Below are 15,289 nucleotides of genomic sequence, written 5' to 3'. Positions count from 1 at the left end.
GAAATGGGTGCATATACTATAGTAATAGCAGATGATGAAGCATTGGCAAGAATGGACTTGAAAGAAATGCTTGAAGAAGCCGGACATAAAGTGGTAGGGCAAGCATCTGACGGTGTAGAGGCATGGGAACTTGTAAAAGAAAAATCACCTGATTTAGCTATTTTGGATATAAAAATGCCTAAAATGGACGGATTGCAAGCTGCAAAATTAATTGCGCATGACGGATTGGCACCAGTTTTGCTTTTAACTGCATTCGGAGATGAAGAAATTATAGAAAAAGCAAAAAACTCTATGGTTTTCGGATATGTAATAAAACCGGTTGAAGAAAAAGTTCTTTTTCCTGCAATTGAAATTGCTGTAAGCCAATATAAGAAAAAATGCGAAATGGTAAATCGTGTAAAAAATATGGAAAAGGAAATAGAAGAAAAACAAATAATCAATCGTGCAAAAGCGTTGCTTATGAAATTTTATAAAGTTACGGAAGATCAGGCACATACACAATTACAAAAAGTAAGTATGAAACGCGGAAAGTCTATGGCGGAAGTTTCATCAATGTTGGTTAAGGAAATTTTAAACAAGAAAAACAAGTAATAGTAAGTATGAAAAAATAATATAATTGAATAAAATTCAGTATGACTGAAATAGATAACAAATCCGAGTAAGCATAATCAAAAATCATAAACGTTCGAACCTTTTTCAAAGGTCGGGGTAAATTAATTAAATCGAATATGAATTACTTCAAGCAACCATAAATTACGGTTGCTTTTTTCTTTCTAACGAAAGAGGTCAATATTAGTTCAAAATTGTGTTTTGCAAGTTTACTATTCAACTGAATATGAAAAATATATTTTTTATATTTTCAACATTTATTACAGGGGGTAAATTCTTTTATCGCAAAGGGTAAGAGAATTTTATTTTGGATAAAAATATTTTATATGTTTGATGAAAAAAGTTTGACAAATATACGTAATGAATGATAAACTTTGATTGTAGGTTAGCACTCGATTATGGTGAGTGCTAATAAGGGTGATAGCTATGAATAAAAATAAAGGTCAAAATGATAAAAAAAATATGAATGAAAGGAAAAAACGTATTCTATGGGCAATAGTTCAAGATTATTCAGAAACCGCAGAGCCGGTAGGGTCTCGAACCGTTGCAAAGAAATATGATTTAGGCGTAAGCAGTGCAACTATAAGAAACGATATGCAAGATTTGGAAGATGAAGGATATCTTGAACAGCCGCATACATCGGCGGGGAGGGTACCATCAATCAAAGGATATCGTTTTTATGTAGATGAATTGATGATGCCCAATCCTGTAACTCAAGAAGAGCAAAAAGTACTGCATGGTATTTTTGAAGATTCATCAAAGCGTGTAGATGAAATTTTTTGTAATATGGCAAAGATTATTGCTTCTTTGACGCATACATTATCACTTTCAGCTTCCGCAAAGGGTAAAAGCGGTAAATTTAATTATGTAAGGTTTTTACCTTTGGATAAATTACGTGCGATACTGTTGGTAGTTACCGATTCCGGCGATGTTACAGATGTAGTTGTAAAAATTCCGGAAGGAACCGATTTAGATGAATTGCAAATGCTTGCAAATAAGTTGAACAGATTTTTACATGGCAAAGAACTTAAAAAATTAGATGAAAAAACAATAATGGAATTTCAAAGAGAAATAAGCAAAAATCTTGTTTCGTATATTCCGGTTTTCAGAGCTTTAAATCAGGCAATAATGCCAAGTCGTGAAATTTATTCCGGTGGAGCCTCAGCCTTGATTGAGCAACCGGAATTCAGAGATATTGAACGTGTACAAGATCTTTTGAATTTATTGGAAGAGCGTGAATTATTGCATAGATTGCTTATGGAATCTATGGACAAGCCGATTTCGGTAAATATCGGGACTGAAAATAATATGAAATCGTTTTCAGATTTGTCTATAATTCGTGCGCAATTTACATGTAATAATCAAGTTATAGGTTCAATTGCAGTTTTAGGGCCTACAAGAATGCAATATGGAAAGATTGTGGGAATGTTGAATTTTATGCAGAAACAATTGGATTTTTTGCTTAAAGATAAGGATACATAGGAGGAAAAATGAATAAGAAGCATGAAAAAGATATAAATCGAGATGAAGTGAAAAAAAATCAAAAAAAAGTTGATTCTGTACAAAATTCCGGTAAAGAAATAAATGAAAAAGACGAAAAAATTTCAAAAGAGCAAGAAACTTTGCAAAAAATGGAAACTATGACAAAAAAGTTTGTTGAAATGCAAAATAAACTTGAAGAAACTGAAAATCGTCTACAAGTTTCGATAAATCAAAATGTACGACTTCAAGCGGATTTCGACAATTTCAGAAGACGTACCAGAGAAAATGAAGAAAATCTTACGGATAAAGTACAGTTGAAAGTTTTAAAAGATTTTTTACCGCTTATAGATAATTGTGAACTTGCACTTAAACATATGGAAAGTAAAGATGCTTCAGAAGTTTATTTGGAAGGTTACAAGTTATTACATAAGCAATTGATGAAAATTATGGATGATTTGGGTGTTAAAGAAATAGATGCAAAAAACAAACCTTTTGACCCATATTTCCATGAGGCCGTTATGCAAGTTACCTCGGATGAACTTGACTCCGATTACGTAGCCGGAGTTTTTCAAAAGGGATATATGTATAAAGATAAAGTATTGAGGCCTTCAAAAGTACAAGTAGTTCAAAATGATTAATTTATATAGATACAAAAAAGTAAGAAAGGAGACATTTTAAAATGTCAAAAGTAATAGGTATTGATTTAGGTACAACAAACTCCGTAGTAGCAGTTATGGAAGGTGGAGAACCTGTAGTTATTCCAAATGCGGAAGGATCGAGATTGACTCCGTCTGTAGTAGGATTTTCAAAAACAGGAGAACGTTTGGTAGGACAACTTGCAAAACGTCAGGCTGTTTCAAATCCTTCACGTACAGTTGTTTCCATTAAGAGACATATGGGTGAAGATTACAAAGTTACAATTGATGGAAAGAGTTATACACCTCAAGAAATTTCAGCTATGATTCTCCAAAAGTTGAAAGCTGATGCAGAAGCATATTTAGGTGAAAAAGTAACCGATGCGGTAATTACATGTCCGGCATATTTTACGGACAGTCAGCGTCAAGCGACAAAAGATGCAGGTGCAATTGCAGGTTTAAATGTTTTGAGAATTATTAATGAACCTACAGCATCTTCATTGGCTTACGGTCTTGATAAAATAAAAGACGGTAAAGAACATAGATTTTTGATTTATGATTTAGGCGGCGGTACATTTGATGTTTCCATACTTAATTTGGCAGATGGAGTATTTGAAGTAGAAGCATCTCATGGTAACGGACATTTGGGCGGAGACGATTTCGATGCACGTGTAATGGAATGGATTGCAAAGAAATATAAGGAACAAAACGGTATTGATTTGAAACGTGATCCGATGACAAATCAAAGATTGAAGGAAGCTGCCGAAAAAGCAAAGATTGAATTATCCGGTGTTATGTCTACAGATATCAACTTGCCGTTCTTGTCAATTGACGCAAACGGTCAGCCTGTACATTTCAATCAGACGTTGAGTCGTGCAGAATTTGACAGTATTACCGAAGATCTTGTGCGCATGACAGAAGAACCTATCGATATAGCACTTAAAGATGCAAATCTCTCAATTAATGATATAGACAAAGTTCTTCTTGTCGGAGGTTCTTCAAGAATACCGGCAGTACAAGCTTTAATCAAAAATAAATTCGGTAAAGAAGCAAGCAAGGGCGTAAATCCGGATGAATCCGTTGCAGTAGGTGCAGCTGTTCAGGCGGGTGTATTGAAGGGTGAAGTAAAAGACGTATTACTTCTTGACGTTACCCCGTTGTCTTTAGGAATTGAAACTTTGGGTGGAGTATTTACTACAATGATTAAGAGAAATACTACAATTCCTACTTCAAAATCACAAGTCTTCTCAACTGCAGCAGATAATCAATCAGCAGTAGACATTCATGTTTTACAAGGTGAACGTGCAATGGCTGCGGATAATAAGACATTGGGACGTTTCCAATTGACAGATATTCCTCTTGCTCCGCGCGGAGTACCTCAGATACAAGTAACATTTGATATTGATGCAAACGGTATAGTTCATGTATCTGCTAAAGATTTGGGAACAGGCAAAGAACAGAAGATTGAAATAAAATCATCTTCAGGATTGTCCGATGAAGAAATTGAAAAGATGCAGAACGATGCAAAAGCACATGAAGCTGAAGATAAAAAGCGTAAAGAAACCATTACTGTAAAGAACAATGCCGAATCTTTGATTTATCAGGCACAGAAAACGATTAAAGAACTCGGTGATAAAGCTGATGCACAAAAAGTTAAGGAAATTAATGATGCAATTTCAAAATTGCAGGAATCACTTAAGGGTGATGATGTTGAAAAAATTAAAGCAGATGCAGATGCATTGACAAAGCCTTTACATGAAATGAGTCAGAAAATGTATGAACAGGCTCAAAAGGCTCAACAAGCACAGCAGGCAAATCAACAAGCTTCTTCAGCAGGACAGCAGCAACAAAAATCGGGCGACAAAGATAATGTAGTTGATGCCGATTACAAAGTTGTTGATGATGATAAGAAATAAAGGATAGTGGGATTCCCTCATGGCAAATCAAGATTATTATAAAATTTTGGGTGTTGAAAGAAATGCATCCGAAGCTGACATAAAAAAAGCATATAGAAAAATGGCACGTAAGTATCATCCGGATTTAAATAAGGATAATCTTAAAGAAGCCGAGGAAAAATTTAAGGAAGTTAATGAAGCTTATCATGTGCTTTCGGATGCAGATAAAAGAGCCCAATATGATCAAATGGGTCATGACGCATTCCGCAATGCCTCACAAGGTGGAGGAGCAGGTTACGGTGCAGGCGGATTTGATTTCAGCGGATTTGATATGGGTGATATATTTGATATGTTTACCGGTGGTGGAAGGGGCCGTAGGAAAAACGGTCCTGAACCCGGAAACGATTTAAGATATGACTTGCAAATAACGCTTAGAGAAGCTGCTGAAGGTGTAAAGAAAACATTTTCAATTACCAAAAGAGATGTTTGCGATCGCTGCAACGGAAGTTGTGCGGAGCCCGGCACTTCGGTAGAAAGATGTCCGCATTGTCAAGGTACCGGACAACGTCGTATGGTCAGAAACAGTCCTTTCGGACAGATGGTAAATGTAATGCCGTGTGACGGATGTAACGGTGAAGGTAAAATAGTTAAAACTAAATGCCGTCAATGCATGGGCAGCGGAGTTGTTGCAAAATCCAAGAAAATTGAAATTAACATTCCTGCAGGAGCGGATACCGGTATAAGAATGCGTGTTGCCGGTGAAGGTGAACCCGGTTTACGCGGAGGTCCCAGAGGAGATCTTTACGTATTTATTTACGTAAAAGATGACGCCGACTTCCAACGTGAAGGAAATGATTTATATTGCAGACAAGATATATCATTTTCTGTAGCCGCATTGGGAAGCGTTGTTCGTGTAAAAACATTGGAAAAAGAAGTTGAACTTAAAATTCCGTCAGGAACTCAAACCGGTACAAGATTCAGAATTCCGCATGAAGGAGTTCCGGATATACATACAAAACGTAAAGGTAATTTGTATGTAGTGGTAAATGTTGTAGTTCCTAAGAAATTAAATGATGCTCAAAAAGAAGCATTGTTGAATTATACACATTTATCCGGAGAAGATGTTTCACAATTTAAAGGAAAAAATTCTTTTTTTGATAAAATTATTGATAAATTAAAGAAATAAATGTATAAAAAAAGGAATCGGTTTATAAACCGATTCCTTTTTTGTTTTAAAAGAAATGTGAAATTGCTATCATAATGGTGCCAAATACGCCGAATAATGCAACTATTATTCCGTCAATTGTACTCCAATTCATATGAACGATATTTGTAGCATCAAGAATAAAATAAAGTATTCCGCCCATTAATATGTTCGTAAAAATTTTTTTAGCAAAACGACCTAAAATAAAAATTGAAACAACAATAATTATTATACTTGTAATACCGTAGCTTACAATAGGTGCACCTATTGATTCCAGCATATTGAATTAAATCTCCTTTCGATTTTCAACAGCATTTGCCAATGTAATACTGTCGGCATAACCTATGTTACTTCCTGCAGGCAGACCGCGTGCAGGCCTTGTTATTTTAATTCCCGAGGGTTTAATCAAGTCGGCAATATAATAGGCAGTTGCTTCACCTTCCGTATCAGGATCTGTTGCTATAATAACCTCATTTATATTTGAATCTTTTAATCGTGTAAGTAATTCTTTTATTTTCAAATCTTCCGGACCTATTCCGTCAAGAGGTGATAATACACCGTGAAGAACATGGTATAGACCGTTGTATTCATGACTTTGTTCCATTGCATGTACATCTTGAGGATTTTCAACAATACACAATAAAGAAGAGTTTCTTTTAGAGTCGGTGCAAATTGAACAAGGATCCGATGTTGCCAAATTGCAACAAATTGAACAGTAACAAACAGATTTTTTTGCATTCTCTATAGTTTTTAAAAATGTATCTATATCTTTTTGCGGACGCATAAGCATGAAATATGCCAAACGTTTTGCACTTTTTACACCTATACCCGGCAATTTACGAAATTGCTCGGCTACTTCTTCTAAAATATCGTCCATTAGAACATTCCGCCGGGTAATCCAAGTCCGCCGGTAACTTTGTTCATTCCTTGAGCAATCATTTCATCAGCTTTTTTTGATGCTTCGTTTACGGCAGTTGTAATTAAATCTTCCAACATTTCGGAATCGTCGGGGTTAATTGCATCTTTTGATATTTTTAATGAAGTAATTAATTTATCTCCGCTCATTGACAATGAAACCGCTCCTCCGCCTACAGATACATCTACTGTTTTTTGACGGAGTTCATCCTGCATTTTTTGCATTTCTTCCTGCATTTTTTTTGCTTTTTTTAACATGTTTTGCATTTGTGCTTTATTACCGAACATTTGAAAACCTCCTAAAATTATTAATCTTTTTCATATATATCATAGTCTGATAAGAATTTCAAGGCAGTTGATAATGTAGGATTTGCCTTATCTTTTTCCGGAATATCAGATTTTTGAATTAAATTATATTGTGAATCATTTTTTTTTACTGAAATTGAATTTAATGCCGACGTTTCTTCAGGGCTACCTTTGAGTACCGTATGTACTTCTATATTATATCCTATGATATTTTTTAGTGCATCGGAAACAGCTTTTTTATACGACGGATTATTACACGCAAGCACAAGAAATTGCTGAGGTGCGGATATTGTGACATTTGTATTTGTTAAACGTACAATATTACACTTTTGAAAACATGAATATATATCAATTCTTTTTATACTCATGAAATAATCAAGAGTTTTTTTCCAAATCGAGTCATATTCATTGGGTGAAATTACGGATGATTCAGTCACTGTTTCGTTATTGTGCTCTTCGATTTGAGATTTTAGTGAAGTTTCATCAGTTGAAGTTTTAATTGTTGATTTTTTTACCTTTGCAGGTATTTCAGATTCAGCTTCAACTTTGGAAGAATTATTTATATTTGAAGAGTTATTTATGATTTTGCCGTTTTTCTGTAAATCTGATATTTCTTCTTCAATTTTTGCAAGGCGACTGTGAATATCATTGTAATTTTTTATTTCTTTTACACGTGACAGATGAAGTAATCCCATTTCTGCAGTAATACGTGGAGATGCACCTTGTTTAATACTTGTTATATATGTACATAATTCGGAGAACATAATATCCAAGTAGGATTCCGATGTCAGATTTGAAAGTTTTTTTAATGTATTTTCATACGATTTATATATAGTAAGTTCAGGAGCATTCGGATTTATCTTATACAACATTAAGTTTCTATAATGTTCCAATAAATTTCGTAATATTGAAATAGGCTCTTTGCCGCTTTGCATAAGATCGAAAAACAACATTAGAATTTTTCCGCTGTCATGAATTGCTATATACTCGGACAATTTTAAAATCTGTTCGGTATTTGTTATGCCTATTAGCTTATATACATCATCCGCATTGAGTGAATTTGAATCATTTGCATGCGAACATTGATCAAGTAGGGATAATGCATCTCTTAAGCCTCCGTCTGCACGAACTGCTATAAGAGCTGCGGCATCTTCAGTAAGATGGAAATTACTTTTTTTTGAAATATTCAGTAAATGCTCCTTTATAGCATCTACCGAAATTCTTCTGAATTCATAACGTTGGCAACGTGAAAGAATTGTAAGTGGTATTTTTTCAGGTTCTGTTGTTGCCAATATAAACATTATATATGACGGAGGTTCTTCCAATGTTTTGAGTAAGGCATTGAAAGCTTCTTTTGTAAGCATATGTACTTCGTCAATAATGTATACTTTTTTTCTGCATGTGGCAGGTAGTGAACATACGGATTCTTTTAAGGCGCGTATTTCTTCAATACCTCTGTTTGATGCTGCATCTATTTCGTAAACATCCAAACTGTTACCTTGGTTTATTTCATTACAGTTTGGACAGTTGTTGCAAGGATTTGAATTTTCAGGATTAAGACAGTTTACAGCTTTTGCCAAAATTTTAGCCATACTTGTTTTACCGGTTCCTCGCGGACCTGAAAATAAATATGCATGTGCAACTTTATTTTGAATAAGAGCATTACATAACGGTACTGAAATATGTTTTTGTCCGACAACTTCACTGAAAGTACGCGGGCGCCATTTCCTGTAAAGTGCTAAATAAGACATATAAACCTCCGGAATAAAAAAGCCTTGCGTTGTTTACTTATGACAGCCTTCGAAGATACCGTGGCACATGAAGTTTACCGTTTACTGCTGCTTCCTCTCGGACCTGACAGGGTTCACGGGACTTCATTGCACGGGCCCGAAGACTGCCATAAATAAATAATGCAAAGCCATATAACGGTATTATACTATTACTTGTTTGCATTTGTAAAGTTCAAGTTTATTATACGTTTATTCGACAAAATTAACTGTATAGTGGTAAACTATATAAGATAAATTAGGTTAAAAGTATAATTTTTATATATGAATATATTTATAGTGTAGCGTATTTGAAGGGGTGTTGCAATATGAAGTATCGTATAGAACATGACACATTAGGTGAAGTAAAAGTTCCGGAGAATCATATGTGGGGTGCGCAAACAGAAAGATCCGTGGAAAATTTTAAAATAGGAAGCCAAATGCCGCATGAAATAATTAAGGCATTTGCCATACTGAAAAAATGCACTGCAAAAATAAATGCACAAAAAGAACTTTTGGATAATGATAAATGGACTGCGATTTGTGAAGCTTGTGACGAAATAATAGAAGGCAAGTGGAATGATGAATTTCCTCTTGTAGTATATCAAACAGGCTCGGGTACACAGAGCAATATGAATATGAATGAAGTAATAGCTCATATTGCAAATGAAAAATTGAAATGTAAAAATATCGAAAAGAAAGTTCATCCTAATGATGATGTAAATATGTCACAATCATCAAACGATACTTTCCCTACTGCAATGCATATTGCAGCTGTAAGTACATTAAGAGAATGTTTATATAAACCTTTAAAATCACTTTCCGATACATTTCATAAAAAATCAGATGATTTTAAAGATGTGGTAAAAATAGGACGTACTCATTTGCAAGATGCCGTTCCTATGACACTTGGACAGGAATTTTCAGGTTGGGCGGAAATGCTTGATAAATCAATGAGTATGATTAAAAATTCAGAAAAATACTTACTGGAACTTGCAATAGGCGGAACGGCCGTAGGTACAGGCATTAACAGTCCTGAAGATTTCGGAGAAAAAGTTTCCGAAGAGATTGCAAAAGAAACCGGTATACCGTTTGTTTCGGCTGCAAATAAATTTTATGCTTTGACGGGAAGAGATGACTTTGTATTTTCTCATGGTGCATTGGAAGCTTTAGCTATGGATTGTATGAAATTTGCAAATGATATAAGATGGCTTGCAAGCGGTCCTCGTGCAGGGTTTGGAGAAATTATAATACCTGCAAATGAACCGGGTTCTTCAATTATGCCGGGTAAAGTAAATCCTACACAATGTGAAGCTTTGACGATGGTCGCATGTCGTGTACATGGAAATCAAGCTACGATATCATTTGCATCATCTCAAGGTAATTTTGAACTTAACGTTTTTGCACCGGTAATGGCAAATTCATATATAGAAAGTGTAAAATTGCTTTCTCAATCAATTCACTCATTCAATATTCATTGCGCTACAGGTATTGAACCGAATTATGAAAGAATGAATCAATTGGTAAACAGCTCTCTCATGTTGGTAACTGCATTGTCACCGCATATCGGTTATGAAAAGTCCGCAAAAATAGCAAAACAAGCGCACAAACAAAAAATTTCTTTAAAAGAAGCGGCAATAGCATCAGGGTATGTAAGTGAAGAAGATTACGATAAGTATGTAAACCCTGCTATAATGACAAACAAAGACAGATGATTAATAATGATTAATTTAGGAGGTATGATGAAACATATTTCTGTTATAGGAAGCTGCAATATGGATTTGGTTGTAGAAGTTGATCGACGTCCTATGCCGGGAGAAACGGTTTTAGGTAATAAGATGGTTCTTTCACCCGGAGGAAAAGGTGCGAACCAAGCAGTTGCCGCAGCAAGACTTGGTGCAAAAGTTTACATGGTAGGATGTGTAGGTAACGATGCATACGGTCAAATGCTGAAAAAAGCAATGGAAGACAGCAATGTAAATACCGACTATGTATATGTATTGGATAATGTAAATACAGGTACTGCACATATAACGGTTTCAAACGGAGAAAATACTATAATTGTTATTAAAGGTGCAAATTCCGAAGTCTCACAAAAACATATAGAAGAAGCTTGGGAGATAATATCTACATCGGACATTGTTTTATTGCAACATGAAATTTCAAAAGAAACCATAGACTATGTAATTAAACGTTGTTATGAAGAAAATATTCCGGTATTGCTTAATCCTGCACCATATATGGATGTTCCGGAAGAGTGGATAAAAAAAGTGAAATATATAACTCCGAACGAGCATGAAGCTGCACTTATGTTTAAAGGTTATACACGTAATGAAATATTGACTTCAAATAACGGAAAAGTTATTATGACCGCCGGTAAAGAAGGCGTATTTTACGGAGAAAACAATTCAATTATAAATATCTCCGGTTTTGATGTAAAAGCGGTAGATACTACAGGTGCCGGAGATACATTTAACGGAGCATTTGCAGTTGCACGAAGCGAAGGAAAAAACATGAAAGAAAGTATAAGATTTGCAAATGCCGCGGCAGCTCTTTCTGTAACTAAATTCGGAGCACAAAGCGGTATGCCTTACCGTAAAGACGTGGAGGAATTATTGAAATGCAAAAAGTAGGAATATTAAACAGTAAAATTTCAAAAGTACTTGCAGATATGGGACATACTGATAAAATTACCGTAGGAGATTGCGGACTTCCAACACCGGAAGGTATTTCCAAGATAGATTTGGCATTAAAACTTGGAGAACCTAAGTTTATTGATGTAGTATCTGAAATAGCTAAATACATGGAAATAGAAAAAGTTTATGTAGCAAGTGAAATAAAAACAAAAAATCCGGATCAGTGGAATGCGTTGCGAAAACTATTTCCTGAAAATAAATATAAATGGATTATATTAAACAACCACGAAGAATTTAAGGAACTTACAAAATCATCCAAAGCTATAATCAGAACGGGTGAAATAACACCGTTTTCGAATATAGTATTGGAATCCGGTGTTATATTTTAAAATTCACAATACTGTTTGAGAGGAAATATTCTGATAATGGAAATAAAAATGTCGGGTATCGGTAAATCTTTCGGTACCAATAAGGTGTTAGACGATGTAAATTTTCATCTTAAATCCGGAGAAATTCATGCCTTGATGGGTGAAAACGGTGCTGGAAAATCTACACTTATGAATATTTTGACAGGTATTCATAAAGCCGATTACGGGAAAATTTTAGTTGACGGTAAAGAAGTAGTTTTCAGTTGTAATAAAGATGCTGAAAAAGCGGGGATAGCATTTGTACATCAGGAATTGAATATTTGGCCGAACATGACTCTTTTGGAAAATTTATTTTTATCCGATTTACCGAAAAATAAATTCGGAATTGTAGATTTCAAAAAGATGCGCAAATTGGCTGAAGAAAAATGTGCAGATATAGGAGTAAACATACCTTTGGATAAAATTGCCGAAGAATGCTCCGTAGGACAGCAGCAACTGACAGAAATAGTAAGAAGTTTGATGGTAGATGCAAAAGTTATAATTATGGATGAACCTACTGCAGCACTTACTGAAAGAGAAACTGATTGTCTTTTCAGTGTTATGTCAAAATTGAAATCTCGAGGAGTTTCTATTATCTATATTTCTCATAGAATGGAAGAAGTTTTTGTAAATTGTGACACAATTACAGTCATGCGTGACGGTAAAAATATTAATACATATGCAACAAAAGAAACACGAATGGAACAATTGGTCAGCGATATGGTAGGTCGTGTAATGTCCGAGTACTATCCCGAAAGAGTCGTAACTCCTGGTGAAGAAGTACTTAGAATTGAAAATTTAACAGGTGACTCATTTGAAAATATTTCTTTTTCGGTAAGAAAAGGAGAAATATTCGGAATTTCAGGATTAATGGGTGCCGGAAGAACTGAAATAGTTCGAGCAATTTTCGGTGTAGACTCACATAAAAGCGGTAAAATATTTTTGAACGGTAAGGAAATAAAAATAAAAAAACCTACAGATGCAATTAAAAAGGGTTTCGGATTTATAACTGAAAACAGAAAATCTGAAGGACTTATATTGGACTTTTCAATTCTTAGAAATATTGCGTTGCCGAGTGAAAAAGAATTATCGAAATATGAGTATATAAATAAGAAAGATGAATATAATTTTTCTAAAACTTTGTCAGATAAACTCGGTGTAAAGACGGAAGATATAAAACTTCCGGCAGCTTCTCTTTCCGGTGGAAATCAGCAAAAAGTGGTTATTGCAAAATGGGTAGGGAAAAAACCTTCAATTTTGATTTTGGACGAGCCGACAAGAGGTATTGATATAGGTGCAAAAAAAGATATATATGATTTGATGAACGAATTGACATCTCAAGGCGTTACTATTATTATGGTATCTTCCGAGTTGCCTGAAATTATAGGCATGAGTGATCGTATTATGGTTGTTCATGAAGGTAGAATGGCAGGAATTTTAAATCGTGAAGAGGCCGATCAAAAACGAATTATGACTATGGCAACCGGAGGAGAGTAACATGAATTCAACCAAATTTAAATCATGGATTAAAGAAATGGGACCTTTGATAGGTTTAGTAATTTTATTTATCGTAATAGCTATATTGAATGATAGTTTTATAGACCCTTCAAACTTGAAAAATTTGGCAAGACAAGTATCTATAAACGCATTAATTGCTTTCGGTATGACATTTGTAATTCTTACCGGAGGAATTGATTTGTCTGTCGGAAGTATATTGGCATTATCAAGTGCTTTGATGGCAAGTATGATTGCTTCGGGCACAAATCCTCAAATGGCGATAATATACAGTGCGATAATAGGTACGATTTTGGGAATTATAAACGGAATTATAGTTTCATATGGAAAAGTAGCACCTTTTATAGCTACTTTAGCGACAATGACAATCTATAGAGGAAGTACATTAGTGTACACTAATGGTAACCCTATAAGCGGACTTACAAATGATCCTGTTTTTACTGCATTCGGACAAGGTTTCTTACTGGAGGTTCCGGTACCGGCAATAGTGATGATTATTGCATTTTTGATACTTTTATTTGTTTTGAATAAGACACCTTTAGGACGTCAAACCTATGCAGTCGGAGGTAATGAAAAGGTATCATTCATATCAGGCATAAAAATTGACAAGATAAAAATTTTTGCTTATGCTTTGACAGGATGCTTGTGTGCAATTGCAGGTGCAATCCTTACGGCACGTTTGAACTCCGCTCAACCTACCGCTGGGATGGGGTATGAACTTGATGCTATAGCTGCAGTTGTTTTAGGAGGTACAAGTTTATCCGGAGGAAAAGGTAAAATATCAGGAACGTTAATCGGTGCTTTAATCATAGGTACATTGAACAACGGATTGAATATTTTGAACGTTTCCAGCTTTTACCAGCAAGTTGTGAAAGGGATTGTAATTTTGCTGGCAGTTATTATGGATCGCAAGAAGTTATAAGGAGGTATTTCATGTTAAAGAAAGTAGCATTGGCGTGTATGATTGGTGCGGCACTCGTTTCTGTAGCGGGTTGCGGATCTTCAGATAAGAAAGATGCAGCAACTTCAGACAAAAAAATAACGGTCGGATTTTCTGTTTCGACACAGAATAACCCGTTCTTCGTTACTATGGCAAACAGCGTAAAGGCAGAAGCCGACAAATTGGGAATCAATGTAAAAATTGTTGACGCACAGAATGACTCTGCAAAACAGGCAAACGATGTTGCGGACTTAATTCAAAGTAAAGTAGATGTATTGATTGTAAATCCGGTAGATTCTGCAGCAATCTCAAACTCCGTTATTGCAGCAAATCAAGCAAAAATTCCGGTTATTACAATTGACCGTTCTTCCGATAAAGGTGATGTAGCTGTACATATTGCTTCCAACAATGTAAAGGGTGGAGAAATGGCAGCTCAATACATTATTGATAAATTAGGGGAACAAACACCGGTTGCAGAACTGGAAGGTATTCCGGGCGCATCTGCAGCACGTGAACGTGGACAAGGCTTCCATAATTTGGCAGATTCCAAACTTAAAGTTTTAGCTAAACAAAGTGCAGATTTCGATAGAGGTAAAGGCTTGACAGTTGCAGAAAACATTTTGCAAGCAAATCCTGACATTAAAGCTATCTTTGCACAAAATGATGAAATGGCATTGGGTGCAATAGGTGCTGCAAAGAGTGCAAACAAACAAATTTTAATTGTCGGATTTGACGGAACAGATGACGGATTGGCAGCTATTAAGAGCGGTGATATGGCAGCAACAATAGCACAGCAACCTGACAAGATGGGTGAAATCGGTATCGACACTGCAGTTAAACTTGCTAAAGGTGAAAACGTAGAAAAGAATATTGCAGTAGAATTAAAATTAATTGAAAAATAAAAATAAAAAATTAAAGAGGGGATAAACCCCTCTTTTTTTTATGAAAACGTGATAAAATAATTATTGATAATAAATAC

The 15,289-nt window shown here is 35.1% G+C and carries 15 protein-coding genes and 1 other RNA gene; 11 read left to right on the top strand and 5 right to left on the bottom strand.

The window, feature by feature from the left end:
• The first annotated feature begins 3 nt into the window (after positions 1 to 3).
• From P6922_RS00840 to dnaJ, 5 genes are all read left to right on the top strand, one after another.
• The gene (locus P6922_RS00840; protein ID WP_276873520.1) at positions 4 to 591 is read left to right on the top strand and encodes an ANTAR domain-containing response regulator; all 588 of its coding nucleotides are present in this window, start codon (positions 4 to 6) and stop codon (positions 589 to 591) included.
• A gap of 444 nt (positions 592 to 1,035) precedes the next feature.
• A complete protein-coding gene (gene hrcA, locus P6922_RS00835; protein WP_007555589.1) occupies positions 1,036 to 2,091 on the top strand; it encodes a heat-inducible transcriptional repressor HrcA in 1,056 nt (351 codons plus the stop codon).
• Between the two features lie 8 nt (positions 2,092 to 2,099).
• Entirely contained in the window at positions 2,100 to 2,729 is a 630-nt protein-coding gene (locus P6922_RS00830; protein WP_276873517.1) for a nucleotide exchange factor GrpE, read from the top strand.
• A gap of 41 nt (positions 2,730 to 2,770) precedes the next feature.
• Positions 2,771 to 4,642 (top strand): molecular chaperone DnaK, encoded by a 1,872-nt coding sequence (dnaK, locus tag P6922_RS00825; protein WP_007555293.1) that lies wholly within the window; start codon positions 2,771 to 2,773, stop codon positions 4,640 to 4,642.
• Positions 4,643 to 4,661: 19 nt separating this feature from the next.
• The gene (gene dnaJ, locus P6922_RS00820; protein ID WP_276873515.1) at positions 4,662 to 5,807 is read left to right on the top strand and encodes a molecular chaperone DnaJ; all 1,146 of its coding nucleotides are present in this window, start codon (positions 4,662 to 4,664) and stop codon (positions 5,805 to 5,807) included.
• A gap of 46 nt (positions 5,808 to 5,853) precedes the next feature.
• Here dnaJ and P6922_RS00815 read toward each other — a convergent pair whose 3' ends face one another.
• From P6922_RS00815 to ffs, 5 genes are all read right to left on the bottom strand, one after another.
• Entirely contained in the window at positions 5,854 to 6,105 is a 252-nt protein-coding gene (locus tag P6922_RS00815) for an ABC transporter permease (RefSeq protein ID WP_276873513.1), read from the bottom strand.
• Between the two features lie 6 nt (positions 6,106 to 6,111).
• A complete protein-coding gene (gene recR / locus P6922_RS00810; protein ID WP_276873511.1) occupies positions 6,112 to 6,702 on the bottom strand; it encodes a recombination mediator RecR in 591 nt (196 codons plus the stop codon).
• Positions 6,702 to 7,028: a YbaB/EbfC family nucleoid-associated protein gene (locus P6922_RS00805; protein WP_276873509.1), complete on the bottom strand. Its 327-nt coding sequence runs from the start codon at positions 7,026 to 7,028 to the stop codon at positions 6,702 to 6,704. The genes recR and P6922_RS00805 overlap by 1 nt, the downstream gene beginning before the upstream one ends.
• A gap of 20 nt (positions 7,029 to 7,048) precedes the next feature.
• The gene (gene dnaX / locus P6922_RS00800; protein ID WP_276873508.1) at positions 7,049 to 8,797 is read right to left on the bottom strand and encodes a DNA polymerase III subunit gamma/tau; all 1,749 of its coding nucleotides are present in this window, start codon (positions 8,795 to 8,797) and stop codon (positions 7,049 to 7,051) included.
• Positions 8,798 to 8,841: 44 nt separating this feature from the next.
• Positions 8,842 to 8,940, bottom strand: an RNA gene (gene ffs, locus P6922_RS06010) — signal recognition particle sRNA small type.
• 201 nt (positions 8,941 to 9,141) lie between these two features.
• Between ffs and fumC the strand changes: the two genes are divergently transcribed.
• Genes fumC through rbsB form a run of 6 tightly spaced genes read left to right on the top strand, consistent with a single transcriptional unit; the run spans position 9,142 to position 15,212 of the window.
• On the top strand, positions 9,142 to 10,527 hold the full coding sequence (gene fumC, locus P6922_RS00790; RefSeq protein ID WP_276873505.1) for a class II fumarate hydratase: 1,386 nt from the start codon (positions 9,142 to 9,144) through the stop codon (positions 10,525 to 10,527).
• A gap of 27 nt (positions 10,528 to 10,554) precedes the next feature.
• On the top strand, positions 10,555 to 11,445 hold the full coding sequence (rbsK, locus tag P6922_RS00785; RefSeq protein WP_007555260.1) for a ribokinase: 891 nt from the start codon (positions 10,555 to 10,557) through the stop codon (positions 11,443 to 11,445).
• Complete coding sequence (gene rbsD / locus P6922_RS00780; RefSeq protein WP_276873502.1) at positions 11,433 to 11,837, top strand: D-ribose pyranase; 405 nt, start codon at positions 11,433 to 11,435, stop codon at positions 11,835 to 11,837. The genes rbsK and rbsD overlap by 13 nt, the downstream gene beginning before the upstream one ends.
• A gap of 36 nt (positions 11,838 to 11,873) precedes the next feature.
• Entirely contained in the window at positions 11,874 to 13,352 is a 1,479-nt protein-coding gene (locus P6922_RS00775) for a sugar ABC transporter ATP-binding protein (protein ID WP_007555297.1), read from the top strand.
• A 1-nt stretch (position 13,353) separates the two neighbouring features.
• Positions 13,354 to 14,292 (top strand): ABC transporter permease subunit, encoded by a 939-nt coding sequence (locus tag P6922_RS00770; RefSeq protein WP_007555232.1) that lies wholly within the window; start codon positions 13,354 to 13,356, stop codon positions 14,290 to 14,292.
• Between the two features lie 11 nt (positions 14,293 to 14,303).
• On the top strand, positions 14,304 to 15,212 hold the full coding sequence (rbsB, locus tag P6922_RS00765; RefSeq protein WP_276873501.1) for a ribose ABC transporter substrate-binding protein RbsB: 909 nt from the start codon (positions 14,304 to 14,306) through the stop codon (positions 15,210 to 15,212).
• Positions 15,213 to 15,289 lie beyond the last annotated feature (77 nt).

The sequence above is a fragment of the Dialister micraerophilus genome (assembly GCF_947090205.1).
Taxonomy (GTDB): domain Bacteria; phylum Bacillota; class Negativicutes; order Veillonellales; family Dialisteraceae; genus Dialister; species Dialister micraerophilus.
This window is presented reverse-complemented; position numbering and strand designations above follow the sequence as displayed.

What these genes read in the sequence shown, in the direction of transcription:
- P6922_RS00815 (WP_276873513.1), bottom strand. Translation starts at nt 6,105, where the DNA reads ATGCTGGAATCAATAGGTGCACCTATTGTAAGCTACGGTATTACAAGT.
- rbsD (WP_276873502.1), top strand. Translation starts at nt 11,433, where the DNA reads ATGCAAAAAGTAGGAATATTAAACAGTAAAATTTCAAAAGTACTTGCA.
- dnaX (WP_276873508.1), bottom strand. Translation starts at nt 8,797, where the DNA reads ATGTCTTATTTAGCACTTTACAGGAAATGGCGCCCGCGTACTTTCAGT.
- rbsB (WP_276873501.1), top strand. Translation starts at nt 14,304, where the DNA reads ATGTTAAAGAAAGTAGCATTGGCGTGTATGATTGGTGCGGCACTCGTT.
- P6922_RS00775 (WP_007555297.1), top strand. Translation starts at nt 11,874, where the DNA reads ATGGAAATAAAAATGTCGGGTATCGGTAAATCTTTCGGTACCAATAAG.
- fumC (WP_276873505.1), top strand. Translation starts at nt 9,142, where the DNA reads ATGAAGTATCGTATAGAACATGACACATTAGGTGAAGTAAAAGTTCCG.
- P6922_RS00770 (WP_007555232.1), top strand. Translation starts at nt 13,354, where the DNA reads ATGAATTCAACCAAATTTAAATCATGGATTAAAGAAATGGGACCTTTG.
- P6922_RS00805 (WP_276873509.1), bottom strand. Translation starts at nt 7,028, where the DNA reads ATGTTCGGTAATAAAGCACAAATGCAAAACATGTTAAAAAAAGCAAAA.
- P6922_RS00830 (WP_276873517.1), top strand. Translation starts at nt 2,100, where the DNA reads ATGAATAAGAAGCATGAAAAAGATATAAATCGAGATGAAGTGAAAAAA.
- rbsK (WP_007555260.1), top strand. Translation starts at nt 10,555, where the DNA reads ATGAAACATATTTCTGTTATAGGAAGCTGCAATATGGATTTGGTTGTA.
- recR (WP_276873511.1), bottom strand. Translation starts at nt 6,702, where the DNA reads ATGGACGATATTTTAGAAGAAGTAGCCGAGCAATTTCGTAAATTGCCG.
- P6922_RS00840 (WP_276873520.1), top strand. Translation starts at nt 4, where the DNA reads ATGGGTGCATATACTATAGTAATAGCAGATGATGAAGCATTGGCAAGA.
- dnaK (WP_007555293.1), top strand. Translation starts at nt 2,771, where the DNA reads ATGTCAAAAGTAATAGGTATTGATTTAGGTACAACAAACTCCGTAGTA.
- dnaJ (WP_276873515.1), top strand. Translation starts at nt 4,662, where the DNA reads ATGGCAAATCAAGATTATTATAAAATTTTGGGTGTTGAAAGAAATGCA.
- hrcA (WP_007555589.1), top strand. Translation starts at nt 1,036, where the DNA reads ATGAATAAAAATAAAGGTCAAAATGATAAAAAAAATATGAATGAAAGG.